The organism is Modestobacter sp. SYSU DS0290 (assembly GCF_054050955.1).
The window spans coordinates 79,709-103,111 of the sequence record NZ_JBJHAI010000015.1 but is presented as its reverse complement, the minus strand read 5'-3'; the positions used below and the strand labels follow the sequence as shown (position 1 = coordinate 103,111).

At 75.0% G+C, this 23,403-nt stretch carries 23 protein-coding genes and 1 pseudogene; 3 read left to right on the top strand and 21 right to left on the bottom strand.

All coding sequences use genetic code 11. The features are described from left to right. Positions 1 to 548: 548 nt before the first annotated feature. From dapB to ACI795_RS13650, 8 genes are all read right to left on the bottom strand, one after another. Positions 549 to 1,358 (bottom strand): 4-hydroxy-tetrahydrodipicolinate reductase, encoded by an 810-nt coding sequence (gene dapB, locus ACI795_RS13685; RefSeq protein ID WP_457076071.1) that lies wholly within the window; start codon positions 1,356 to 1,358, stop codon positions 549 to 551. A gap of 59 nt (positions 1,359 to 1,417) precedes the next feature. Further along, on the bottom strand, positions 1,418 to 1,786 hold the full coding sequence (locus tag ACI795_RS13680; RefSeq protein ID WP_457076070.1) for a VanZ family protein: 369 nt from the start codon (positions 1,784 to 1,786) through the stop codon (positions 1,418 to 1,420). Between the two features lie 3 nt (positions 1,787 to 1,789). Beyond that, a complete protein-coding gene (locus tag ACI795_RS13675; protein ID WP_457076069.1) occupies positions 1,790 to 3,100 on the bottom strand; it encodes a M16 family metallopeptidase in 1,311 nt (436 codons plus the stop codon). Between the two features lie 80 nt (positions 3,101 to 3,180). Then, complete coding sequence (locus ACI795_RS13670) at positions 3,181 to 5,442, bottom strand: polyribonucleotide nucleotidyltransferase (RefSeq protein WP_457076068.1); 2,262 nt, start codon at positions 5,440 to 5,442, stop codon at positions 3,181 to 3,183. 258 nt (positions 5,443 to 5,700) lie between these two features. Further along, positions 5,701 to 5,970 (bottom strand): 30S ribosomal protein S15, encoded by a 270-nt coding sequence (gene rpsO, locus ACI795_RS13665; RefSeq protein ID WP_029339129.1) that lies wholly within the window; start codon positions 5,968 to 5,970, stop codon positions 5,701 to 5,703. 122 nt (positions 5,971 to 6,092) lie between these two features. Beyond that, entirely contained in the window at positions 6,093 to 7,070 is a 978-nt protein-coding gene (locus ACI795_RS13660) for a bifunctional riboflavin kinase/FAD synthetase (RefSeq protein WP_457076067.1), read from the bottom strand. Between the two features lie 23 nt (positions 7,071 to 7,093). After that, entirely contained in the window at positions 7,094 to 8,242 is a 1,149-nt protein-coding gene (locus tag ACI795_RS13655) for a branched-chain amino acid aminotransferase (RefSeq protein ID WP_457076066.1), read from the bottom strand. Positions 8,243 to 8,368: 126 nt separating this feature from the next. Beyond that, complete coding sequence (locus tag ACI795_RS13650; RefSeq protein WP_457076065.1) at positions 8,369 to 8,701, bottom strand: antibiotic biosynthesis monooxygenase family protein; 333 nt, start codon at positions 8,699 to 8,701, stop codon at positions 8,369 to 8,371. A gap of 59 nt (positions 8,702 to 8,760) precedes the next feature. On the opposite strand from ACI795_RS13650, the gene larB reads away from it, so the two are divergent. After that, positions 8,761 to 9,468 (top strand): nickel pincer cofactor biosynthesis protein LarB, encoded by a 708-nt coding sequence (larB, locus tag ACI795_RS13645; protein ID WP_457076064.1) that lies wholly within the window; start codon positions 8,761 to 8,763, stop codon positions 9,466 to 9,468. Here larB and ACI795_RS13640 read toward each other — a convergent pair. The 12 genes and pseudogenes from ACI795_RS13640 to rimP all read right to left on the bottom strand — a co-directional run bounded on the left by ACI795_RS13640 (position 9,459) and on the right by rimP (position 20,117). Continuing rightward, a complete protein-coding gene (locus ACI795_RS13640) occupies positions 9,459 to 10,292 on the bottom strand; it encodes an ATP-dependent sacrificial sulfur transferase LarE (protein WP_457076062.1) in 834 nt (277 codons plus the stop codon). The genes larB and ACI795_RS13640 overlap by 10 nt on opposite strands. A 22-nt stretch (positions 10,293 to 10,314) precedes the next feature. Next, positions 10,315 to 11,235, bottom strand: coding sequence for a tRNA pseudouridine(55) synthase TruB (truB, locus tag ACI795_RS13635; RefSeq protein ID WP_457076061.1), 921 nt, complete (start codon positions 11,233 to 11,235; stop codon positions 10,315 to 10,317). Further along, positions 11,232 to 12,557 carry an MATE family efflux transporter gene (locus ACI795_RS13630; protein ID WP_457076060.1) on the bottom strand — a complete coding sequence of 442 codons (1,326 nt, stop codon included), beginning with the start codon at positions 12,555 to 12,557 and terminating at the stop codon, positions 11,232 to 11,234. The genes truB and ACI795_RS13630 overlap by 4 nt, the downstream gene beginning before the upstream one ends. Further along, complete coding sequence (locus ACI795_RS13625) at positions 12,554 to 13,549, bottom strand: DHH family phosphoesterase (protein WP_457076059.1); 996 nt, start codon at positions 13,547 to 13,549, stop codon at positions 12,554 to 12,556. The genes ACI795_RS13630 and ACI795_RS13625 overlap by 4 nt, the downstream gene beginning before the upstream one ends. Continuing rightward, a complete protein-coding gene (locus ACI795_RS13620; protein ID WP_457076058.1) occupies positions 13,546 to 13,794 on the bottom strand; it encodes a hypothetical protein in 249 nt (82 codons plus the stop codon). Before ACI795_RS13620 ends, ACI795_RS13625 begins: the two co-directional genes overlap by 4 nt. Next, positions 13,791 to 14,321, bottom strand: a complete 531-nt coding sequence (gene rbfA, locus ACI795_RS13615) for a 30S ribosome-binding factor RbfA (protein ID WP_457076057.1) — start codon at positions 14,319 to 14,321, stop codon at positions 13,791 to 13,793. Before rbfA ends, ACI795_RS13620 begins: the two co-directional genes overlap by 4 nt. Positions 14,322 to 14,401: 80 nt before the next feature. Further along, positions 14,402 to 14,698 (bottom strand): DUF503 domain-containing protein, encoded by a 297-nt coding sequence (locus tag ACI795_RS13610; RefSeq protein WP_457076075.1) that lies wholly within the window; start codon positions 14,696 to 14,698, stop codon positions 14,402 to 14,404. Positions 14,699 to 14,788: 90 nt separating this feature from the next. Further along, complete coding sequence (gene infB, locus ACI795_RS13605) at positions 14,789 to 16,627, bottom strand: translation initiation factor IF-2 (protein ID WP_457076074.1); 1,839 nt, start codon at positions 16,625 to 16,627, stop codon at positions 14,789 to 14,791. Positions 16,628 to 17,647: 1,020 nt separating this feature from the next. Continuing rightward, a pseudogene (locus ACI795_RS13600) lies at positions 17,648 to 17,788 on the bottom strand (translation initiation factor IF-2 N-terminal domain-containing protein); the annotation flags it as partial. A 60-nt stretch (positions 17,789 to 17,848) separates the two neighbouring features. Further along, on the bottom strand, positions 17,849 to 18,214 hold the full coding sequence (locus ACI795_RS13595; protein ID WP_457076056.1) for a YlxR family protein: 366 nt from the start codon (positions 18,212 to 18,214) through the stop codon (positions 17,849 to 17,851). Between the two features lie 8 nt (positions 18,215 to 18,222). Further along, positions 18,223 to 19,344, bottom strand: coding sequence for a transcription termination factor NusA (gene nusA, locus ACI795_RS13590; RefSeq protein WP_457076054.1), 1,122 nt, complete (start codon positions 19,342 to 19,344; stop codon positions 18,223 to 18,225). Next, entirely contained in the window at positions 19,341 to 20,117 is a 777-nt protein-coding gene (gene rimP / locus ACI795_RS13585; RefSeq protein ID WP_457076053.1) for a ribosome maturation factor RimP, read from the bottom strand. The genes nusA and rimP overlap by 4 nt, the downstream gene beginning before the upstream one ends. A gap of 241 nt (positions 20,118 to 20,358) precedes the next feature. Between rimP and ACI795_RS13580 the strand changes: the two genes are divergently transcribed. Then, positions 20,359 to 20,871 (top strand): hypothetical protein, encoded by a 513-nt coding sequence (locus ACI795_RS13580; RefSeq protein WP_457076052.1) that lies wholly within the window; start codon positions 20,359 to 20,361, stop codon positions 20,869 to 20,871. 84 nt (positions 20,872 to 20,955) lie between these two features. Further along, positions 20,956 to 21,453, top strand: coding sequence for a ferritin-like domain-containing protein (locus tag ACI795_RS13575; RefSeq protein WP_457076051.1), 498 nt, complete (start codon positions 20,956 to 20,958; stop codon positions 21,451 to 21,453). 4 nt (positions 21,454 to 21,457) lie between these two features. Here ACI795_RS13575 and ACI795_RS13570 read toward each other — a convergent pair whose 3' ends face one another. After that, the gene (locus tag ACI795_RS13570; RefSeq protein WP_457076050.1) at positions 21,458 to 23,383 is read right to left on the bottom strand and encodes a penicillin-binding transpeptidase domain-containing protein; all 1,926 of its coding nucleotides are present in this window, start codon (positions 23,381 to 23,383) and stop codon (positions 21,458 to 21,460) included. Positions 23,384 to 23,403 lie beyond the last annotated feature (20 nt).

The window sequence follows — 23,403 nt, the reverse complement described above, 5'->3', positions numbered from 1 at the left end:
TGTTAAGCACGCCGCCAGCGTTCGTCCTGAGCCAGGATCAAACTCTCCGTAGATGAATTCAACCCACGGCTGAGAACCGAGAGCTAGCACTCTCGATGTCAATCAACCAAAGGAATCCCCAACCCAGTCACCCGAAGGCGACCAAGCCGAATGGGGGTTTAACTATATGGCACTGACTTTCGGCACGCTGTTGAGTTCTCAAGGAGCGGACGCGCACGAAACCCGACCGAATTGCTTCGGCCCTCGTTCGCGGCGGCTTGTCCCACGTTACGCCGTGCACGGCTCGCTGTCACACCCGGGGGTCTGACCTCGCGGCTTCCGGCCCTTCCGGCCCGGTCTCGCTCGGCGCAGAGAGAAAGTTACGTGGCCGGACGGGGCTCGTCAAACCGCAGATGGCCAGTCGGTGGCCGTTCCGCCTCCCATGGGACCGGTTGCACGGCGAAGGCCCAGGTCAGCCGCGTGCGGTCGCCGCAAGACTGCGAGCCAGGTCACGTGTCCTGCGGGTGTCCGGGCGCCCCGCGAGCCCCGTCCGCACCACGGGGGACCGCTCAGAGTCCCAGCAGGGACTCGATCCCGACCGTCAACCCGGGGCGGTTGCGGACCTCGCGCACCGCCAGGAGGACACCCGGCATGAAGGAGGCCCGGTCGTAGGAGTCGTGCCGCAGCGTCAGCGTCTCGCCGGCCGCCCCCATCAGGACCTCCTGGTGCGCGACGAGCCCCGCGAGCCGGACCGCGTGCACGGGGACGCCCTCGACGTCCGCGCCCCGGGCGCCTGGCAGGGAGTCCGACTCCCTGGTCGCATCAGGGGCGTCCGGGACACCGGCTGCCCGCCGGGCGGCGGCGACCAGGCGCGCGGTGCGGGCGGCCGTGCCGGACGGGGCGTCGACCTTGGCCGGGTGGTGCAGCTCCACGATCTCCACGGAGGGGAAGAACCGAGCGGCCTCCTGCGCGAAGCGCATGAGGAGCACCGCGCCGATGCCGAAGTTGGGCGCGATGAGCACACCGAGGTCGGGCTTCGGTTCCAGCCACTGGGCGATCGTCGCCAGACGCTCCTCGTCGAAGCCCGTCGTCCCCACCACGCAGTGGATGTTCTGGTCGATGCAGAAGCGGATGTTCTCCATGACCGAGTCGGGTCGGGTGAAGTCCACGACCACCTGCGCGCCCGCGTCGGCGACGTTGAACAGCCAGTCCCGCTCGTCGACCATGGCGACGAGCTCCATGTCCGCGGCCGCGTCGACGGCCCGGCAGACCTCGGTCCCCATCCGGCCGCGGGCACCGAGCACGCCGACCGGGATGAGCGGGGCCTCCCCGGCAGGGGCGTCGGGGGCGGTCACGGTCGCGGTGGGGGGTGTGCTCACCCAGCGATGCTCACCAACCCGGCCCCCGGGCGCAAGGCGGCCCACCCGACAGCGGTAGATCAGGCCGGGGAGGTGCGGCGCCGTCGGGCGAGCGCCGCCCAGGCCGCCAGGCCGACCAGCACCCCGACCACGTCGGCGAGCAGGTCCGCCACGGAGGCGTCCCGGCCGACCAGGTCCGTGCCCTGGAGCAGCTCGCTGACCGCTGCGTAGAGCACGAGGATGCCGGCCAGAGCGGAACGGCCGACGCCGGCCCACCGTCCGCTGACCGCCAGCACGGCGAACAGCAGCAGGTGGACCAGCTTGTCGACGCCCGGCGGGCTGTCCGGCACGTCCGAGGGCGGCGCGAACAGCACCGCCAGGGAGATCAGGACAGCGACCGCGAAGGCGCCCCGGGACAGGGCGCCGTGCACCCGCAGCGGTGAGGACACGGATCAGCCCAGGAGGGCGTCGAGGTCACGCTCGCGGTACGGGCCCACCACGGCCAGGCAGGTGGGCCGGGTCAGCAGGTCGTCGGCGACCGACCGCACCTGCTCCTCGTCCACCGCGTCCAGCCGCGCCAGCACGGTGCGCACCGGCAGGTACTCCCCGTAGGAGAGCTCGCTCTTCCCGAGCCGGCTCATCCGCGAGCCGGTGTCCTCCAGGCCGAGCACCAGGCCGCCCTTGAGCTGCCCACGACCACGGGCCACCTCGTCGCTGCGCAGCCCGTGCGCGGCCACCTCGGCCAGCTCGGCGCGCACCAGCCGGAGCACCTCCGGCACCCGCTTGGGCGAGCACCCGGCGTACACCGAGAAGGTGCCCGTCCCCGCGTAGTGGGTCAGTGACGATCCCACGCTGTACACCAGCCCGCGCTTCTCCCGGACCTCCTGGAACAGCCGCGAGCTCATCCCCCCGCCCACGGCGGCGTCGAGCACCGCAGCGGCGTACCGGCGGTCGTCGAGCCGGGCGAGGCCGACGCTCCCCAGCAGCAGGTGGGTCTGCTCGGTGCGCCGGTGGATCAGGCCGGCCGGGCGGGCCGGACCGTCCGGCCGGACGTCGTCACCGGACCGCAGCGGGTCCGGTCCCCCGGTCCCGGTCAGCCGGTTCCCGAAGGCCGCGGTCACCAGGTCGACCACCTGCTGGTGGTCGACGCGTCCCGCGGCCGAGACGACGATCGAGGGCACCCGGTAGCGCGAGCGGTACCAGCCGTCGACGTCGTCGCGGGTCAGCGCCTCGATCGACTCGATGGTGCCGAGCACCGACCGGCCCAGCGGTGAGTCGCCGAACAGGGTCTCGGCGAACAGGTCGTGCACGGCGTCGGCGGGCTCGTCGTCGCGCATGGCGATCTCCTCGAGCACCACCGTGCGTTCGGACTCCAGGTCGGGTGCCGTGTTCAGCGCCTCGGTGACGAGGTCACCCAGCAGCGTGACGGCCAGCGGGAGGTCGCTGGCGAGCACGTTGGCGTAGTAGCAGGTGTGCTCCTTGGCGGTGAAGGCGTTCATCTCACCGCCGACGGCGTCCATCGCCGTGGCGATCTCCAGCGCCGTCCGGCTCCGGGTGCCCTTGAAGAGCAGGTGCTCCAGGAAGTGCGAGGAGCCCCCCAGTGCCGGGCTCTCGTCCCGGGAGCCGACGCCCACCCAGATGCCCAGGGTCGCCGAGAGGACCCCGGGCATCGTCTCGGTGACCACCCGCAGCCCGCCGGGCAGTTCCGTCCGCTCCACCCGGCCGCCGACCTCGTCGACGTCCAGCACGACCGTCTCGCCCACCCGGCCCGACCCTGCACCGGCCGGGGCCGGGACGGACGCCGCAGCGTCCGTCCCGGCCCCGGCCAGGCCGTACGACGTGGTCACGCCTCCGCGGGAGCGGCGTCGGCGGCCGGGGCCGCGTCGCCGGCGGCCGCGGCGTCACCCTCGGCGACCGGCACCAGGCTGATCTTCCCGCGGGCGTCGATGTCGGTGATCTCCACCTGGAGCTTGTCGCCGACGTTGGCGACGTCCTCGACCTTGGCGATCCGCTTCCCGCCGCCGAGCTTGCTGATGTGCACCAGACCGTCGCGGCCCGGCAGCAGCGAGACGAACGCACCGAAGGCGGTCGTCTTCACCACGGTGCCGAGGAACCGCTCGCCGACCTTGGGCAGCGTCGGGTTCGCGATGGCGTTGATCCGGTCCACGGCGGCCTGCGCCGACGGGCCGTCCGAGGCGCCGACGTAGATCGTGCCGTCGTCCTCGATGGTGATGTCCGCGCCGGTCTCGTCCTGGATCGCGTTGATCATCTGGCCCTTCGGGCCGATGACCGCACCGATCTTGTCGACCGGGATGCGCACCGTGGTGACCCGCGGGGCGTACGGGCTCATCTCGTCGGGACCGTCGATCGCCTCGAGCATGACGTCGAGGATGTGCAGCCGGGCCGCGCGGGCCTGGGTCAGCGCACCGGCGAGGACGTCGGAGGGGATGCCGTCGAGCTTCGTGTCCAGCTGGAGGGCCGTGACGAAGTCCTTGGTGCCGGCGACCTTGAAGTCCATGTCACCGAAGGCGTCCTCGGCGCCGAGGATGTCGGTCAGCGCGACGTACTCGGTCTTGCCGTCGACCTCGTCGGAGACCAGGCCCATGGCGATGCCGGCCACCGGGGCCTTCAGCGGCACACCGGCGTTGAGCAGGGCCAGCGTCGAGGCGCAGACCGAGCCCATCGAGGTGGAGCCGTTGGAGCCCAGCGCCTCGGAGACCTGGCGGATCGCGTAGGGGAACTCCTCGCGGTCGGGCAGCACGGGCAGCAGCGCCCGCTCGGCCAGCGCGCCGTGGCCGATCTCGCGGCGCTTGGGCGAGCCCACCCGGCCGGTCTCACCGGTGGAGTACGGCGGGAAGTTGTAGTTGTGCATGTAGCGCTTGCGGGTGACCGGGTTCAGCGTGTCCAGCTGCTGCTCCATGCGGAGCATGTTCAGCGTGGTGACGCCCATGATCTGCGTCTCGCCGCGCTCGAACAGGGCCGATCCGTGCACCCGCGGCAGCACCTCGACCTCGGCCGACAGCGGCCGGATGTCGGTCAGGCCACGGCCGTCGATGCGGATCTTGTCGCGCAGGATGCGCTGCCGGACGACCTTCTTGGTGACCGCGCGGAAGGCCCCGGAGATCTCCTTCTCCCGGCCCTCGAACTGGCCGGCCAGCGCGGCCTTGACCTCGTCCTTGAGCGCGTCGGTGGCCTCCTCGCGCTCCTGCTTGCCGGCGATCGCCTGGACCGCTGCGAGCTTCTCGGCGGCCTGGGCCTCGACGGCGGCGTAGACGTCGTCGGAGTAGTCCAGGAACCGGGGGAAGTGCGCCTCGGGCTTGGCGGCCTTGGCGGCCAGCTCGGACTGGGCCTGGCACAGGGCCTTGATGAACGGCTTGGCGGCCTCGAGGCCCTGGGCCACGACCTCCTCGGTGGGGGCGGTGGCCCCGCCCGCGACCAGCTCGACGGTCTTCTCGGTGGCCTCGGCCTCGACCATCATGATCGCGACGTCGCCGTCGGGCAGGACCCGGCCGGCCACGACCATGTCGAAGACGGCGTCCTCGAGCTCGGCGTGGGTCGGGAAGCCGACCCACTGGCCGTTGATCAGCGCCACCCGGGTGCCGCCGACCGGGCCGGAGAACGGCAGGCCGGACAGCTGGGTGGAGGCCGACGCACCGTTGATGGCGAGCACGTCGTACAGGTGGTCGGGATCCAGCGACAGCACCGTGATGACGACCTGGACCTCGTTGCGCAGGCCCTTGGCGAAGGTCGGGCGCAGCGGGCGGTCGATCAGGCGGCAGGTGAGGATGGCGTCCTCGGAGGGCCGGCCCTCGCGGCGGAAGAACGAGCCGGGGATCTTGCCGATCGCGTACATCCGCTCTTCGACGTCGACCGTGAGCGGGAAGAAGTCGAACTGCTCCTTGGGCTGACGGCCGGCCGTGGTGGCCGACAGCAGCGTGGTGTCGCCCATGGTGGCGACGACCGAGCCGGCGGCCTGCTTGGCGAGGCGGCCGGTCTCGAAGGTGACGGTGCGGGAGCCGAGGGCCCCGTTGTCGATCACCGCGGTGGCGGTGAAGACGCCGTCCTCGGCGTCGAAGTCGGTGGTGTCGGTGCTGGGTGCGGACATCGTGTCCTCTTCCTACGTCGCATACGGCGACGTCCTCTTCGCGGCGGCCTGCGCCGCCTCTCCTCCGGGGCGACCGGTCTTCGATCGAAGCTCCCGGGTGTCGTGTGCCCGCACCGGGTGCGGGCCGAACGTGCCCGGGGGCCACTACCGAGGACCGGCCCGCTCGTGGGGACGGCAGACCGCCGGTGGGCCCGTGCGGCGGGTGCCGCACGAGTGAGGGGACCGTCCCGGCGTGCCGGAGCGGTCCCCTCGGTGGTGCTAGCGGCGCAGGCCGAGCCGCTCGATGAGCGAGCGGTACCGGTTGATGTCGGTCTTCGCCAGGTAGTTCAGCAGCCGCCGGCGGCGGCCGACCAGCAGGAGCAAGCCCCGCCGGCTGTGGTGGTCGTGCTTGTGCATCTTGAGGTGCTCGGTCAGGTCGCTGATCCGTCGGGTCAGCATCGCGACCTGCACCTCGGGGGAACCGGTGTCGTTCTCGACCGTCGCGTACTCGGTCATGATCTGCTTCTTCGTCGCGCTCTCCAGCGCCATGGTGCCTCCAGGGCAGGTCACGTGTGGCCCCCGGTCTGGGTCACGGGGGCAGCATGCACACACGTCGGTCACCCGACGTCGCCGCCAAGGTTACACAACGGTCACGCCGGGGCCGTCGGCCGTCAGGTCAGGCCGAGCACCACCCGGGTCCGGGCGACGTCGTCGGCCATCGCCACCAGCAGTTCGGGGACGCCGGGGAAGGTGGTCATCGGGCGCAACCGCTCGGCGAACTCCACCCCGACGTGCTCGCCGTAGAGGTCGCCGTCGAAGTCGAGCAGGTGGGCCTCCACCGTCCGGCGGGCCCCGGCGAACGTGGGGTTGGAGCCCACCGAGATCGCCGCGGGGTGGCGGGCGCCGCTGGCCCCGGTCTGGTGGTCGCGCAGCACCAGGTGCCCGGCGTAGACGCCGTCGGCCGGGACGGCGGTGTGCGCCGGGCTCTCCACGTTGGCCGTGGGGTAGCCCAGCTCCCGGCCCCGACGGTCCCCGCGCACCACGATCCCGTCGACCCGGTGCGGCCGGCCCAGCGCCAGCGCGGCCGAGGTCATGTCGCCCGCGGCCACGCACGCGCGGATGTAGGTGGAGGAGATCGTGACGTCCCCGCCGCCGGCCGGGTCCGGCGCCTGCGCGACGCTGGCCAGGTCCACGCCCTCCACGCCGAACCCGAACCGGCTGCCCTCGGCGGTGAGCGTCTCGACCGTGCCGGCGGCCTTGTGGCCGTAGGTGAAGTTGCGGCCGACGACGACCCGCGCGGCGTGCAGGTGCTCGACCAGCACCGTGTGGGTGAACTCCCCGGGGCCGAGCCGGCTGAACTCCTGGGTGAAGGGCAGCACGCACATCGCGTCCACGCCCAGCCCGGCGACCAGCTCGGCCTTGCGGTCGGCCGAGGTGAGGATCGCCGGGTGGGATCCGGGCCGGACCACCTCCGACGGGTGCGGGTCGAAGGTGAGCAGCAGTGCCGGGCGGCCCATCGCGCGGGCGCGGGCCACCGCAGCGCCGATCAGCTGCTGGTGCCCCCGGTGCACGCCGTCGTACATGCCGATGGTGACCACCGTGCGCCCGAGGTCACCGGGCGTGGCGTCCAGCCCGCGCCAGCGAAGCACGCCGCTCCCCCGTACCGGCCGGCTCAGGAGGCGGCGGCGACGCGGTGCAGCCAGCCGTGGGTGTCGGCCACCCGGCCGTGCTGCACGTCGAGCAGGTGCTCGCGCAGCCGCATGGTCAGCGGGCCGGGCTCCCCGTCGCCGACGACGAAGTCACCGGTGCGGGCCTTGACCGAGCCGACCGGGGTGATCACCGCGGCCGTGCCGCAGGCGAAGGTCTCGGTGACGGTGCCGTCGGCCACCCCGGCCCGCCACTCCTCCACGCTGAACCTCCGCTCGGTCACGGTGTGCCCCAGCTCGCGGGCGACGGTGATCAGCGAGTCGCGGGTGATGCCGGGCAGCAGCGTGCCGGTGAGCTCGGGGGTGACCAGCTCCGCGTCGTCGCCGGAGCCGAGGACGAAGAACAGGTTCATCCCGCCCATCTCCTCGACGTACTTCTTCTCCACCGCGTCCAGCCACACGACCTGGTCGCAGCCGGCGGCGATGGCCTGCTCCTGGGCGAGCAGGCTGGCCGCGTAGTTGCCGGCGCACTTGACGTCGCCGGTGCCCCCGGGGGCGGCGCGGATGTAGTCCTCGGAGAGGTAGACCGAGACCGGGTGCACACCGCGCGGGAAGTAGGCACCGGCCGGGCTGGCGATGACCACGAACAGGTACTCGTGCGCCGGGCGGACGCCGAGGAAGGGCTCGACGGCGAGCTGGTAGGGGCGCAGGTACAGCGTCTGGTCCGGTCCGGTGGGCACCCACTCGCGGTCGGCGTCGACCAGCGCGTCGACGGCGGTGAGGAAGGCGTCCTCGGGCACCGGGGGCATGGCCAGCCGGCGGGCGCCGCGAGCGAAGCGGGCGGCGTTGGACTCCGGCCGGAAGGTGGCCACACTGCCGTCGGGCTGGGCGTAGGCCTTGAGCCCCTCGAAGATCGACTGGGCGTAGTGCAGCGCGGCGGCGCTGGGGTCCAGCTGCAGCGGCGCGTAGGCGGTGAGCCGGGCGTCGACCCAGCCCTCGCCGGCGCGGTACCGGGCCACGAACATCGAGTCGGTGAAGTGCCGCCCGAAGCCGGGGTCGTCCAGGACGGCGGCGCGCTCCACGGTGGGCCGGCGCGGCACGTCCTCCACGACCAGCGGCACCCCGTCGGTGAAGACCCGAGCGGAGGTACGGCTGTCGGCGAGCGTGTCGGTCATGGTTCCCACCTGCTGGTGCTCGTGCTGGAGCGGTGCCCGGCGGGTGCCGGGCCGCCCCGTCACCCTAGCCCGCGCCCCCGGCGCGGCCAGCGGAGCCGGGGCGGCCCACCCCTCGGGCGGGGAGGGTCAGCTCTTCTCGCCGTGCGGGCCGGAGGACTGGACGACCTCGTAGCTCCACAGGTGGTTCTGGGACCGCTCCGCGGCGGGGGCCAGGGTGTCGCCGCCACCGTCGTGGGCGCGGTCGAAGTCCTGGCTGGACTGCCAGGCCTGGTAGGCCTCCTCGGTGGTCCAGCGGGTGTACACGAGGTAGGCATCGGTGCCCTCGACAGGACGCAGCAGCTCGAACCACTCGAAGCCCTCGGTGGTCTCCACGGCGCCGGCCCGGCCCCGGAACCGCTCCTCGAACCGCTCGCGCTTGTCCTCCGGCATGGTCACCACGTTGATCTTCACGACGCTCATGCCCCGCATCCTGCCCGTCCGGCGGGGAGACGACACGCCGAGTGCGCCAGACTGCGGGCGTGAGCGAGCAGCCGCGCACCGCCGACCTCGGGTACGCCCGGCTGGACCCGGACCGGGCCGCCCGCACCGGCACCCCCGAGGTCGTCTACGCGGCCGGCAAGTCCCCGGCGGAGACGGTCGGCTGCCTGGCCGGGTTGCTGGCCGCCGGTGCCGAGGCGGGCCGGGCGCCGTTCGCCTGGGCCACCCGGGTCGACCCGGCCACCGCCGACGCCGTCCGGGCCCGCTGGCCGGCCGCGCACGTGGACCCGGTGGCCCGGGTCGCGTGGGTGGGCACCCCGCCCGAGCCGGTCGGCGAGGTGCTGGTGCTGACCGCGGGCACGTCGGACGGGCCGGTGGCCGCCGAGGTCGCCGCCACCCTCACCGCGAGCGGGGTGGGGTGCCGGCGGGTGGACGACGTCGGGGTGGCCGGGGTGCACCGGGTGCTCGCCGTCGTCCCGGAGCTCGCCGCGGCCGACGCCGTCGTCGTGGCGGCCGGGATGGACGGCGCCCTGCCCAGCGTGGTCGCCGGGCTGACCGACCGGCTGGTGGTCGCCGTCCCGACGTCGGTGGGCTACGGCGCCGCGTTCGAGGGTCTGGCGGCCCTGCTCACCATGCTGACCGCCTGCGCCCCCGGCGTGCTCGTGGTCAACATCGACAACGGCTTCGGCGCGGGCGTGGCGGCGGCCCGGATCGTCCGGTCGCTCCACCGGCAGCCGGGTCAGCGGTAGCGGACCGGGTCCGGCAGCAGCTCGTTCATCGCCCCGGACCGGAAGCCGCGCGGGTCGAGCTCGACCCGCGCGAAGCCGGTCACCGCGGCGAGCAGCTCAGGCCCGACGGCCGGGACGAGCGCGGCGTCCACCTCCACCCGGGCCACGTCCTCCCCCAGGTCCCGCACCCGCAGGTCCCGCACGGGCACGCCGGCCGCGGTGAGCGCGGCGCGCAGCGCCGCCTCGGCCCGCTCGACGCGGGTCAGCCCCTGGGCGGTGACGGGCACCCCGTAGGCGATCCGGCTGGCCAGGCACGCGGCGGCCGGCTTCCCCGCCAGCGGCAGGCCCCAGCGGCGGGCGGCGGACCGGACGTCGTCCTTGGTCATCCCGGCCCGGGCGAGCGGCGCCCACGCGCCGCGCTCGGCGGCGGCCCGGATGCCCGGGCGGAACCCGGCCCGCACGTCGTCGGCGTTGGTGCCCGTGACGACGTCGGCGATGCCCAGCCCGGCGGCCAGCGGGGTGAGCACCTCCACCAGCTCGGTCTTGCAGAAGGCGCAGCGGTCCCCGGCGTTGGCCACGTAGCCGGGGCGGGCCAGCTCGTCGGTCCGCGGCTGCAGGTGCCGGACGCCCAGGCCGGCGGCGAACGCCGCGGCCCCGGCCTGCTCGGCGGCGGGCAGGCTCGGGGACACCGCGGTCGCGGCGACCACCCGATCGGCACCGAGCGCCCGGACGGCGGCGGCCAGCACGACGCCGGAGTCGACGCCACCGGAGAAGGCCACCAGCACCCCGGGCAGCACCGCCAGCTCGGCGTCCAGGGCGGCCAGCCGCTCGTCGAGTCCGCGCACACCCCGGAGGGTGCCACCGCGGTCAGGTGGCCGGGAAGCCGACGGCGACCCGGGCGACCCGGCCGGCGTCCTCGACGAGCGCGACCAGCCGGCCGTCGGGGGCCACCGCGGCGTGCAGGCCGGGCGCGCCGGTGGCCGGCACCCGCTGGCCGTACCCGAGGGCGACCGCCTCCTCCGCGGTGAGCTCCCGGGCCGGGAAGACGGCACGTGCGGCGTCGGCCAGCGCGAGCACACCGGGGCCGCTCCCCCGCTCACCGAGCGCTCCGGCGGCCTCCTCGACGGGCCGGGCCTGCCCGGTGTCGAAGGGACCGGACGACGTGCGCCGCAGCACGGTGAGGTGCCCGCCGACGCCGAGGGCAGCGCCGACGTCCCGGGCGATCGCGCGGATGTAGGTGCCGGTGCTGCAGGAGACGGTGACCTCGACGTCGACCAGGTCCGGCGTCGGCCGGGTCACCCGGTGGACGTCGATCGAGTGCACGGTCACCGACCGGGCGGCGAGCTCGACCTCCTCGCCGGCGCGCACCCGGTCGTAGGAGCGCCGCCCGTCGACCTTGACCGCGCTGACCGAGGAGGGCACCTGCTGCAGGGCCCCGACCTGGCCGGCCAGCGCGGCCCGTACGGCGTCCTCGGTGACCCCCGCGGCGGAGGTGGTGGCGATGACCTCGCCCTCCCGGTCGTCGGTCACCGTGGACTGCCCGAGCCGGATCGTGGCCGCGTAGACCTTGTCCGACCCGGCGAGGTGCCCCAGCAGCCGGGTGGCGGCACCGACGCCCAGCACGAGCAGGCCGGTGGCCATCGGGTCGAGGGTGCCGGCGTGGCCGACCTTGCGCACCGACAGCACCCGCCGCGCCCTGGCCACCACGTCGTGGGAGGTCATCCCGCCGGGCTTGTCGACCAGCAGCAGGGACGGCGGGACGTCGGCATCGGGCTTCTTCGGGCTCACGCCGTCACCGTCTCACCCAGCCACGCACTCCCCCGCACCCGCCAGCCGACCGCGACCAGCCGCAGCACGATGAACAGGGTCAGCCCGGTCCACACCCCGGTCAGCCCCCAGTCCAGCCAGCCGGAGAGCAACGACAGCGGCACGAAGCCGAGCAGGGCCGAGCCGACCGTGACCGTGCGCAGCCAGGCGACGTCACCCGCGCCCATGAGCACCCCGTCGAGGGCGAACGCCGCACCCGCCAGCGGTTGCATCAGGGCCAGGAACCACCAGACCACGTCGGTCTGGGCGAGCACCGCGGGGTCGTCGGTGAACAGCGGTGGGAGCACCGGCTGCAGCGCCAGCAGCACGGCTGCGGTCACCGCACCCGTACCCGCGCCCCAGGCCACGACGCGGGTGGCCGTCCGGCGGGCGTCCTCGGGACGGCGGGCGCCCAGCGCCTGACCGACCAGGGTCTGCGCCGCGATCGCGTAGGCGTCCAGCACCAGGGCCAGGAAGAGCCACAGCTGGAGCGCGATCTGGTGTGCGCCGAGCTGGGCGGTGCCGGCACGGGCCACCACCGCTGCCGCGGCGGCGAACGCCAGCTGCAGCACCGCGGCCCGGACCAGCAGGTCGCGGCCGAGCACCAGCTGCGCCCGCAGCGCTCCCGCGCGGGGGCGCCAGCCGATGTCCTGCCGGGCCAGTTCCCCGGCCAGCGACCGGGCGAACAGCGCCGCCGCGACGGCCTGCCCGGTCACGTTGGCCACCGCGGAGCCGACCAGGCCCAGACCGGCCACGTGCACCAGCAGGGGGCAGAGCACCAGGCTGAGCAGGCTCCCGACGAGCACGTAGCGCATCGGCCGGCGGAGCTCCTGGACGCCGCGCAGCCAGCCGTTGCCGGCCAGCGCGACCAGGAGCAGCGGCAGGCCGGCGCTGGCCACCCGCAGCCACTGCTCACCGGCGGCGGCGACCGGCCCGGCGCCACCGGCCATCAGCCGGGTGAGCGGGCCGGCCAGCAGCTGCAGCAGCAGGGCGGCACCGACGCCGAGCCCCACGGCCAGCCAGGTCGCCTGGACGCCCTCGGCGACCGCACCCGCCCGGTCCCCAGCGCCGGCCCGGCGGGCGGCGCGGGCCGTGGTGCCGTAGGCGAGGAAGTTCAGCAGCCCGGCGACGACCGCCAGCACGCCGCCGCCGACGGCCAGCCCGCCCAGGGCGACCGTGCCCAGGTTGCCGACGACGGCGGTGTCGACGAGCAGGTACAGCGGCTCGGCGGCGAGCACGACCAGCGCGGGCGCCGCGAGCGACGGGATGCTCCGCCCGGCCTGGCTCGGGGCGGCCTCGGTCATGCCCGGCCGAGCTCCGCCCGCAGCTGGGCGAGGGTGCCCTCGAGGTCGAGCGCGGAGGTGTAGCCGGCGGCAGCGCGGTGCCCGCCGCCCCCCAGCGCGATCGCCACCCGGGACACGTCGGTGCTGCCGCGGGAGCGCAGGGAGACCACCCAGCTGCCGTCGTCGTGGCCCTTCAGGACGGCGGCGACGTCGGCCTCGGCGGTGGCCCGGACCACGTCGACGAGCGCCTCCAGCTGGTCGGCCGCCAGCCCGTGCCCGCGGGCCTCGCCCGAGGTGGCCCAGGTCCAGACCAGGCCGGCGCCGACCTCCGCCTCCAGCCGGGCCCGTCCGGTGACCTGGGACAGCAGCCCCAGCCAGCCGAAGGGCGCGGTGTCGAACAGCCGCCGGCTGATCGCGGCGTGGTCGATGCCGGTGCGCAGCAGCCGGGCGGCCAGCTCGTGCGTGCCGGGGGCGGTGTTGCCGAACCGGAAGGACCCGGTGTCGGCCGACAGCCCGGCGTACAGGCAGGTCGCCAGCTCCTGGTCCAGTGCGACGCCCAGCCCGTCCAGGATCTCCGCGACCAGGGCCACGGTGGCCGCGGCGTGCGGCTCGACCAGCCGGACCCCGCCGAAGCCGGGGTTGCTGGCGTGGTGGTCGACGACCACCGAGCGCCCGGCGGACCCCAGCAGCGGAGCGAGCTCGCCCAGCCGGCCGGGCGAGGCGGCGTCCAGGCTCACGAAGACGTCGACCTCGGCCGGCACGGTCGCCGGGTCGCTCAGCCGGTCGGCGCCGGGCAGCCAACCGAGGGAGGCGGGCAGGGTGAACGGGGCCGGGAAGGTGGCGACCACGCGGGCACCCCGGCGGCGCAGCCCCTCGGCCAGGGCCAGGGTGCTGCCCAGCGCGTCGGCGTCGGGCTGCACGTGCCCGGAGAGCACGACCGTCGCGCCCCCGTCGGCGGCCTCCGCGAGCACCTGGACCGCGGCCGCCAGCGGGGCGGAGACGGTGGCGGTCACGGGGTGCCGTCGGGCCCCGGGTCGGCGCGCGGGGGCTGCTGCGGCTCGGCGGAGACGTCGCCACCGCCGACCGGGTAGGTGCTGCCGTCGTCGGGTTCGTCGGCGGCGATGCTCGGCACCTCGCCGATCTCGCCGCGCTTGCCGCCGGCGGTCGGGTCGCCGGTGGCCGGCTCCTCCCGCCCGCCCAGGGTCACCCGCTGCTCGTCGGGGCCCTCGGGGTCGATCGGGTCGCTGGTCTCGGTCACGAGGCGCTCCGGGGGGTGGCCGGCGCATCGGCCGGGTCGGTGAGCTCCGCGACGTCGTCGTCCACGGCGTCGTCGTCGGCGTCGGGCTCCGTCTCGTCGTCCTCGTCGACCGCAGGACGGCGGTACGGGTCGGGCTCGCCGGCGTACTGCGCGCCCTCCCGGGCGCGGGCCAGTTCGGCGTCGGCCCGGCGGACGCGCTCGAGGGCCTCCTCGAGCTCGCGGGCGGTGTCCGGGACGATGTCGGCCACGAAGGTCAGCGACGGCACGAACTTGATGCCGGTCTGCTTGCCCACCGTGGACCGCAGGACGCCGGTGGCGCTGGCGAGCGCCTTGGCGGAGTCCTCGATCTCCTGGGCGTCGCCGTAGACGGTGTAGAAGATCGTCGCCTCGCGCAGGTCGCTGGTCACCCGCGCGTCGGTGATGGTGACCATCCCCAGGCGCGGGTCCTTGATCTGCATCTCGATGGTGGCGGAGACGATCTGGCGGATGCGCACCGCCAGCCGGCGGGCGCGGGCCGGGTCGGCCATCGGATCTCCTCGGGTGGTGGTCCCCTGCGGTGCGGCCCGCGCACGGTCGGGCCGGGCCCCGGCAGGGGGCCGGGTGGGTGTTACAGGTCGTCGCTGCCGATCAGCTGACGGTGGGTCGACAGCAGCGTCACCTCGGGGCGATCGGCCAGCAACCGCTCGCAGGCGTCGAGCACGTCGGTCACCTGCCCGGCCTCGCCGGCCACGGTGGCCACCCCGACCTGCACCCGGCGGTGCAGATCCTGGTCGCCCACCTCGGCGGCGGCCACGGCGAAGCGGCGCCGCAGCTCGGCCACGATCGGCCGGACGACGGCCCGCTTGCCCTTGAGCGAGTGGACGTCACCCAGCAGCAGGTCAGCGCTGAGCGTGCCGGTGAAGATGAAGACCCTCCTGCCCCGCCACTCGCAGACTCGCGGCGGGCCCCTGCAGGAGAGCCGGACGACTCACCTGCAGGGGCCACGTCACCAGTCTTATGCGCGCGGCTTCTCGCGCAGCTCGAAGGTCTCGATCACGTCGTCGACCTTGATGTCGTTGAACGACCCCAGGCCGATGCCGCACTCGTAGCCCTCGCGGACCTCGGTCGCGTCGTCCTTGAAGCGGCGCAGCGAGTCGACCGACAGGTTGTCGGCGACCACGGCACCGTCGCGGATGAGGCGCGCCTTGGAGTTCCGCACGATCGTGCCGCTGCGGACCAGCGAGCCGGCGACGTTGCCGATGCGCGGGACACGGAAGACCTCGCGGACCTCCGCGGTGCCCAGCTGCACCTCCTCGTACTCCGGCTTGAGCATGCCCTTGAGCGCGGCCTCGATCTCCTCGATGGCCTGGTAGATGACCGTGTAGTACCGGACGTCCACGCCCTCGCGGTTGGCGAGCTCGGTGGCCTGCCCCTCGGCCCGGACGTTGAAGCCCAGGACGATGACGTCGTCGGCCAGCGCCAGGTCGATGTCGCTCTTGGTGATCCCGCCGACGCCGCGGTGGATGACCCGCAGCGAGATGTCGTCGCTCACCTCGATCTTCATCAGCGCCTCTTCGAGCGCCTCGACGGTGCCCGAGTTGTCGCCCTTGATGATCAGGTTGAGCTGACGGGTCTCCTTGAGCGCCGCGTCCAGGTCCTCCAGGCTGATCCGCTTCCGCATCTGCGCGTTCTGCGCGTTGCGGATCCGGGCCTGGCGGCGGTCGGCGATCTGCCGGGCGATCCGGTCCTCCTCGACGACGAGGAAGGTGTCACCGGCACGCGGCACGGAGGTCAGGCCGACGACCTGCACCGGACGGGCCGGCAGGGCCTCCTTGAGCTTGTTGCCGTGCTCGTCGAGCAGCGACCGGACGCGACCGTAGGCGTCGCCGGCCACGATCGAGTCGCCCTGGCGCAGGATGCCGCGCTGGACCAGCACCGTGGCGACGGGGCCACGGCCCTTGTCCAGCTTGCCCTCGATGACCACACCCTGCGGGTCCTGGCCCACGTTGGCACGCAGGTCCAGGGAGGCGTCGGCGGTCAGCAGGATCGAGGTCAGCAGGTCGTCGAGGCCCTGGCGGGTGGTCGCGGAGACGTCGACGAACATCGTGTCGCCGCCGTACTCCTCGGCCACCAGCCCGTACTCGGTGAGCTGCTGGCGGATCTTGGCGGGGTTGGCCCCCTCCTTGTCGATCTTGTTCACCGCGACCACGATCGGCACCTCGGCGGCCTGGGCGTGGTTGAGCGCCTCGACCGTCTGCGGCATGACGCCGTCGTCGGCGGCCACGACCAGCACCACGATGTCGGTGACCTTCGCGCCGCGGGCACGCATCGCGGTGAACGACTCGTGACCCGGGGTGTCGATGAAGGTGACCGGGCGCTCGTTGCCCTCCAGCTCGGTGACGATCTGGTAGGCGCCGATGTGCTGGGTGATCCCACCGGCCTCCTTGCCCGCCACGTTGGCGTGCCGGAGCGCGTCGAGGAGCTTCGTCTTCCCGTGGTCGACGTGACCCATGACGGTGACGACCGGCGGACGGACGTCCCAGTCGTCCTCGTCGCCGCTCTCCTCGTCACCGAAGGTGAGGTCGAAGGTCTCGAGGAGCTCGCGGTCCTCGTCCTCGGGGCTGACGACCTGGATGACCCAGCCGATCTCGGCACCGAGCAGCTGCAGCGTGTCGTCGTTGACCGACTGCGTGGCGGTGACCATCTCGCCCAGGTGGAACAGGGCGGTCACCAGCGCGGCCGGCTGGGCGTTGATGCGCTCGGCCAGGTCGGTCAGCGAGGCCCCACGGGGGAGCCGGACGGTCTGCCCGTTGCCGCGGGGCAGCTGCACGCCGCCCATGCTGGGCGCGGCCATGGAGTCGAACTCCTGACGCCGCTGCTTCTTGCTCTTGCGCCCACGGACCGGACCGCGACCACCGGGACGCCCGAAGGCACCCGCGGTACCCGCACCGGAGCCGCCGCGACCACGACCGCGGCCACCGCCACCCGGACGGAAGCCACCGCCGGCCGGAGCGCCACCGGGCGCGCCGCCGCCACCACCGGGACGGAAGCCACCGCCACCACCGGGACCACCCGGGCGACCACGGCCACCGGGGGCACCGGGACGACCGCCACCGGCCGGGCGCGGCGGCATCATGCCGGGGCTCGGACGCTGCGGCATCATGCCCGGGTTGGGACGGGGCCCACCCGGACCAGCGGAGGGACGGGGCCCGCCGGGACCGGCGGAGGGACGGGGCCCACCCGGACCGGCCGCGGGACGCGGGCCACCGCCACCCGGGCCGGGGCGCGGACCACCCTGGCCGGGAGCGCCACCGGGGCCGGGACGGCCCGGGGCCGCGGGCCGCGGCGCGCTGCTGAAGGGGTTGTTGCCCGGACGCGGCGCCGGCCGGGGGCCGGGCCGCGGCCCACCCGCCGGACGGGGCGCGCCAGGGGTGGCGCCACCGGCGCCACCGGCGCCACCGGCGCTGCCGGCACCACCGGCGGGACCGGGGCGCGCCGCCGCGGGACCCGGGCGGGCCCCGGGCTGCGGAGCGGCCGGAGCCTGCTGGGGCGGAGCGCTCGCCGCGGCCGGGGCCGGGGCGGGAGCCGGAGTGGGGGCAGGAGCCGCGGGACGGGGACCCGGCCGCGGGCCCGGGGCACCCGGACGCGGACCGGCAGCCGCCGGAGCGGGTGCGGCGGGAGCGGCCGGCGCCTGGGGCGCGGGGGCCTGGACCTGCGGCGCGGGCGCCGGAGCAGCGGGCGCCGCCGGGGCCTCGGGGGCGCTGGCCGCCGGAGCGCTCGGGGCGGCCGGACGCGGCGCCGGGCGCGGACCGGGACGGGGGGCGGAGCTGCTGCGGCTCTCGCCGGAGCCACCCCCGGACGGGAACGCCTCACGCAGCCGCCGGGCCACCGGGGCCTCGACGGTGGACGAGGCGGACTTCACGAACTCGCCCTGCTCCTTGAGCTTGGCGAGCACTGCCTTGCTGTCGACGCCGAGCTCTTTCGCGAGCTCGTGTACGCGGGCCTTGCCTGGCACGGGTCTCCTCTGGTGAGGCCGGCGGCGGGCCCGCTCGACCTCGGAATCAGTGGTGCATGGTCATCGTGGCGACTTCACGGGTTGCTCATCCGAGGGTCGTCCCATTCGAGTGGTGGACCGGCCGGGTGCCGGTCCGACGGTGTCCCGCCCGGGGGCCGGCCGCCCGGCGGACCGGGCGACGTGGCTCTCGAGCGGACCGGTCTCCAGCGGCACGCTGCTGCGCAGCGCGCGCGGGAAGGCCCGGCGCCGGACTGCTGCCTGCAGACACTCCCCGGTGGGGTGCACGGACGCACCCCGGCCGGGGAGCCGCCGCCGTGGGTCGGGGGTGAGCCCCCCGTCACGGACGACGACACGCAACAGCTCGGTGACCGGAGCGCGTCGCCGGCACCCCACACAGGTGCGGACCGGGATCGACGTGTCGGCCATCGACGAGTCTAGCGCGCCGCGCGCCCGGGATGTTCCGCACGCCGCACGGGAGGGCGCTGCCCCGTCTGCGGACCGCGGAGCCCGGGGCGCTGCTCGGCCGGGCCGGGCCGCAGCGGCGCGCGACCGACACCGGGCGACGCGGGCCCGTCGTCCAGCGGCTGGGCGTCGCTGCGGATGTCGATCCGGCACCCGGTCAGCCGCGCGGCGAGGCGGGCGTTCTGGCCCTCCTTGCCGATCGCCAGCGACAGCTGGTAGTCGGGGACGACGACCTGCACGGCCCGCGCCTTCGGGTCGACGACCCGCGCGCTGGCGACCCGGGCCGGGGAGAGCGCGGAGGCGACGAACGTGGCGTCGTCGTCCGACCAGTCGACGATGTCGATCTTCTCGCCGTTGAGCTCGCTCATCACGTTGCGCACCCGCTGGCCCATCGGGCCGATGCAGGCGCCCTTGGCGTTCAGCCCGGGCACCGAGGTGCGGACGGCGATCTTGGTGCGGTGCCCGGCCTCGCGGGCCACCGACACGATCTCGACGCTGCCGTCGGCGACCTCCGGGGCCTCGAGCGCGAACAGCTTGCGCACCAGGTTGGGGTGGGTGCGCGAGACGGTGACCTGCGGGCCGCGGAAGCTGCGGGCCACCGAGACGACGTAGGCCTTGAGCCGGCTGCCGTGGGCGTACCGCTCCCCCGGGACCTGCTCGGCCGCGGGCAGGGTGGCCTCGACCTTGCCGATGTCGACCATGACGACGCCGCTGGCGTTGCGCCGCTGGTCGGCCTGGATGATGCCGCTGACGATGTCGCCTTCCTTGCCGGCGTACTCGCCGAAGGTCTGCTCGTGCTCGGCGTCGCGCAGCCGCTGCATGATGACCTGCTTGGCGGTGCTGGCCGCGATCCGCCCGAAGTCACCGGGGGTGTCGTCCCACTCGTGGACCACCTCGCCGTCCTCGCCGAGCTCCTGGGCGAGCACGGCGACCTCGCCGCTCTTGCGGTCCACGTGCACGCGCACGTGCTTGGCGGCCCCGTCGGCGTGCCGGTAGGCGGTGACCAGGGCGGTCTCGATCGCCTCCAGCACCGTGTCGGCGGGGATGCCCTTCTCCCGCTCGACCGCCTTGAGGGCGGTCACGTCGATGTTCACTTGCTGCCTCCTCGTCGCGGCCGGTCATCCCGCGGCGCGCGGCGCGGGGCCGGTCGCCCGGCCCGTCCGCTCGCGTCGGCCGCGGGGGCACCGGCCGGGTCCTGCTGGTGGTCCGTCTCGTCGTCGTCCCCGGTGCCGAGGTATGCGTCCTCGTCCCGGTCGTCCTCGTCGTCGTCCTCGTCGTCGTCGGCGTCGGCGTCGTCGTCACCGGTCGACTCGTCGACCAGGCCGGCGTCCCGGTGCCCCGCGGGGCGGGCGAACTCCACCTGCACGCGGGCCTCGCCGAGCTCGGCCCAGGTGACCGTCCGCTCCCCGGCGGCCTTGCGGACCTGGCCCTTCTTGGCGCCGCCCTTCTCCACCGCGAGGACCACGCCCTCGTCGGTGACCCGCAGCACGCGCGCGGTCAGCTGCTCCCGCGAGCCGTCCGGGCCCACGGCGACGCCGACGAGCCGGCCGACGTTCCGCCGCCAGTGCCGGGGTGCGGTCAGCGGCCGGTCGACCCCGGGGCTGGTGACCTCGAGGACGTAGGGCGACCGGCCGAACGCCTCGTCCTCGGCGTCGAGCACGTCGGACAGCGCACGGCTGAGGTCGGCCACGTCGTCGAGGCTCACGCCGGCGTCCCGGTCGATGACCACACGGACGACCGAGCGCTGCCCGGCCGGGCGGACGACCAGCTCCTCCAGGTCGTACCCGGCGGCGGTGACGACCGGCTCGAGCGAGGCGGCGAGCTGGGTGGTCAGCGCCTCGGGGGTGCGGGCACCTCGGGTGGACACCGGCTGCCTCCTGTCGTCCGTACGTGCTCGGGTGGTGCGTGCGTCGGGTGGTCGTGCGGTGCGGGCGTCACCTCGCGGGCCGGGGAGCGGACCGCTGTACAGCGGGTGCCCGGGCGCGTGGGGGTGAACCGTCAGGCTACCGCCCGGCTGCCGACGCGCTCACCGCCAGCGAGGGACTCCGGGAGGCACACCGGTGCGTCACCCCCGGGCCGGAGCCGATCGGCTGCCAGGATGGACGCCGATGTCCGCTGCCGGCTCCCCTCCCCCGCCCGCGGGCGCCTTCTCCCGGCGCACCCTGCTCGCGGCCGCCCTGGTCGGCACCGCGTCGACCGTGGTCGCCTGCACCGCAGACGGCGGCGACCCCGCCGACGCGGTCACGCCGCAGCAGGTCGACCAGCTGGCGGCGCAGCTGGCGGTGCAGCAGACCCTGGTGGGCGCCTACGAGCAGGCCTTCGCCGCCGACCCCCAGCTGGCTGCCGGCGCCGGGACGCTGGCCGAGCAGGCCCGCACCCAGCTCGACCGGCTGCAGGCGGCGGCGCCCGGGGTGGCGAGCAGCTCCACGGCCGCGAGCAGCTCGACCCCCGCGACCGCCGGGGTGCCGGACCCGGCCGGCGCGCGGGCGTGGCTGCGCACCCAGGTGACCGCCGCGGCCGACGCGCACACCGCCGCTGCGCCCACCTTCAGCGGTGCCCGCGCGGCCCTGCTGGGCAGCATCGCCGCCGGACTGCGCGGCCAGGACGCACTGCTGGCATGACGGATCGAACGGGTCCGGGGACGCCCGAACGGCGACACGGACGGCGACACGGACGGCGACACGGACGGCGACACGGTCGACGAGGTGGAGGGCGGCACGGCGATGGCTGACGGCACCGAGGGCGGCACCCCGGCGAGCGGCTCGGCGACCCCGGCCGACCGCGAGAACGCAGCGCTGCAGGAGGCGCTGGCCGCCACCCGTGCGGCCATCTGGGGCTACGGCGTGGTCGGAGCGGCCTGGCCCGAGGGCGACCGCGGCGTGGTCGCGGCGGCCCAGGAGGCCCACCGGGACGTCCGCGACGCGCTGCTCACCCTCCTGGCCGAGCGCGGGGTCGACCCGGTGCCCGCCGAGGCTGGGTACGCGCTGCCCTTCCCGGTGCTCTCGCCGGTGGACGCCGCAGCGCTCGCGACGACCGTGGAGGAGGGCACCTCCCGGTCCTGGACGTGGCTGCTGGACCAGGCCGCCGAGCCGGCGACCCGCGAGCTCGCCGTGCGTGAGCTCGCCGCCGCCGAGCTGCGCGCCGTCGGCTGGCGCACGGCGGCCGGGCGGACGCCGGTCACCAGCGCCCTGCCCGGCCTCTAACACCTCAGCCGAGGTTGCCGAGGAAGGTGTCGGCGACGGCGACCGCGGCGCTGCTGGACTGCCCGGCCTCGACGAGGACGGCGAAGGCGATGTCGCCCTGCGGGCCGCCCAGCTGGTAGCCCATGAACCACCCGTGGGAGTCCGGCGGGGTGTTGGTGCCGAACTCGGCGGTGCCGGTCTTGCCGAAGACCTCGCCCCGGTCGCCCAGCGCGGTGGCGGTGCCGCTCAGCACGACCTCCCGCATCAGCGGCCGCAGCTGGTCCAGCACCGCCGCACCGGGGCCGGCCGGTGCCGGCCCGGCCGCCTCCGCACCGACGACCTCCACCGGGGCGGCCGGGGTGCCGCTGGCGATGCCGCCGGCGACCAGCGCGAGCTGGGCCGGGCTCATCAGCACGTCACCCTGGCCGATGGCGTCGGCGGCCTTGGTGGTGCCGGTGCTCGTGCTGGGCACCTGGCCGCTGAAGATGCCGACCGGGAGATCCCACTCCGACCCGACGCCGTAGGAGGCCGCCGCCTGGGCCAGCGCATCGTCGGGCAGGGCGAGCGCCTGCTGGATGAAGGTGGTGTTGCAGGACTCGGCGAACGCCTGGGTGAACGGGACCGTGCCCAGGTCGAACTGGTCCTCGTTCTCGAACTCCCGGCCGTCGACGACCGTCGTCCCCGGGCAGGGCACCGGCGTCTGCGGGGTGACCGCCCCGGCGTCCAGCAGTGCCGTCGCGGTCATCGTCTTCATGCTCGACCCGGGCGGGAACTGGCCCGAGAGGGCGTACGAGGGGTTGGCCGCCTCGTTCGAGCTCACCGCGAGCAGCTCACCGGTGCCCGGACGCACCACGACCAGGTGGGTGGCCAGCGGCTGGGTGGCGACCGCGGCGTCCGCGGCGTTCTGCAGCGCGGGCACCAGCGGCGTCTGCAGCGGCGTGCCGGGCACCGGGTCGACGGTGGCGACGACCCGGCCGGTGTCGCCGGTGGCCTCGTCGGTGCTGATCACCGAGACGGTGAACCCGGGGGTGCCGGTCAGCTGCTCCTGGGCCTGCCGCTGGAGCCCGGAGAGGCCGAGCTGGTCGCCGGCGGCGTACTGCGGCTCGCCGTCGGCCGCGCTCTCGTCCAGCACCTCCTGGGTGGCCGGGCCGACCCGGCCGAGCAGCCCGACCGCGAACCGCGGGGAGGGGGCCAGCAGCCGGGTGCTGGGGGGGAAGACCGCGCCGGGCAGGTCGTAGACCTGGGCCCGGATCGCCTCGAAGTCCGGACGCCGCAGGGTGATCACCGGCACGAACTGGCCGGCCGGCGCGGCCTGCACGTCGGCGGTGATCTCCGCCGCGTCCACCCCGGTCGCCGCGGCGAGCTCCTGGGCCAGCGCGGGGAGGTCGGTCACCTGGGCCGGGTCGACGCCGACGTTGACCACCTCGGTCTCGGCGAACAGCGGGGCGCCGGTGCCGTCGGTGATCGGCGCGCGCTCGGGGAGCGTGCGCGCGAGCTGGAGGTGCTGGCCGGTGCCGAGCTCGGGGTGCACCGTCGCCGGTTCGGCGACCACCTCCCAGCGGTCCTCTCCCTCGGTCAGGGCCAGGGTCGCCGGGTACTCCCAGTCCGGTGCCGCGGGCAGGTCCCAGGTGGCCGTCCAGTCGACGGTCGCCGCGCCGTCCTCCCCGACCCGGACCTCGCCGACCTCGGCCGACAGGTCGGCGCCGGACAGGTCGGTCGCGGTCTGCTCCAGGAGGGCGGTGGCCGCCGCCGGGTCGGTGCTCCGGCCGGCCGCGGCGGCGACGTCGCCGGAGGACCAGTCCGCCAGGAACGCCTCCGCCGCGGCGCGGACGTCGTCGGAAGGGTCCGACGAGCACCCCGTCAGCAGCGGTCCGAGCAGCAGGACCGCCGTCCCCGCCACCGCCGTCGCCCGTCCTGCGGCCTGTCCCGTCGAGAGTCCCCGTGCACGCACGCACCCACCCTGGCAGACGC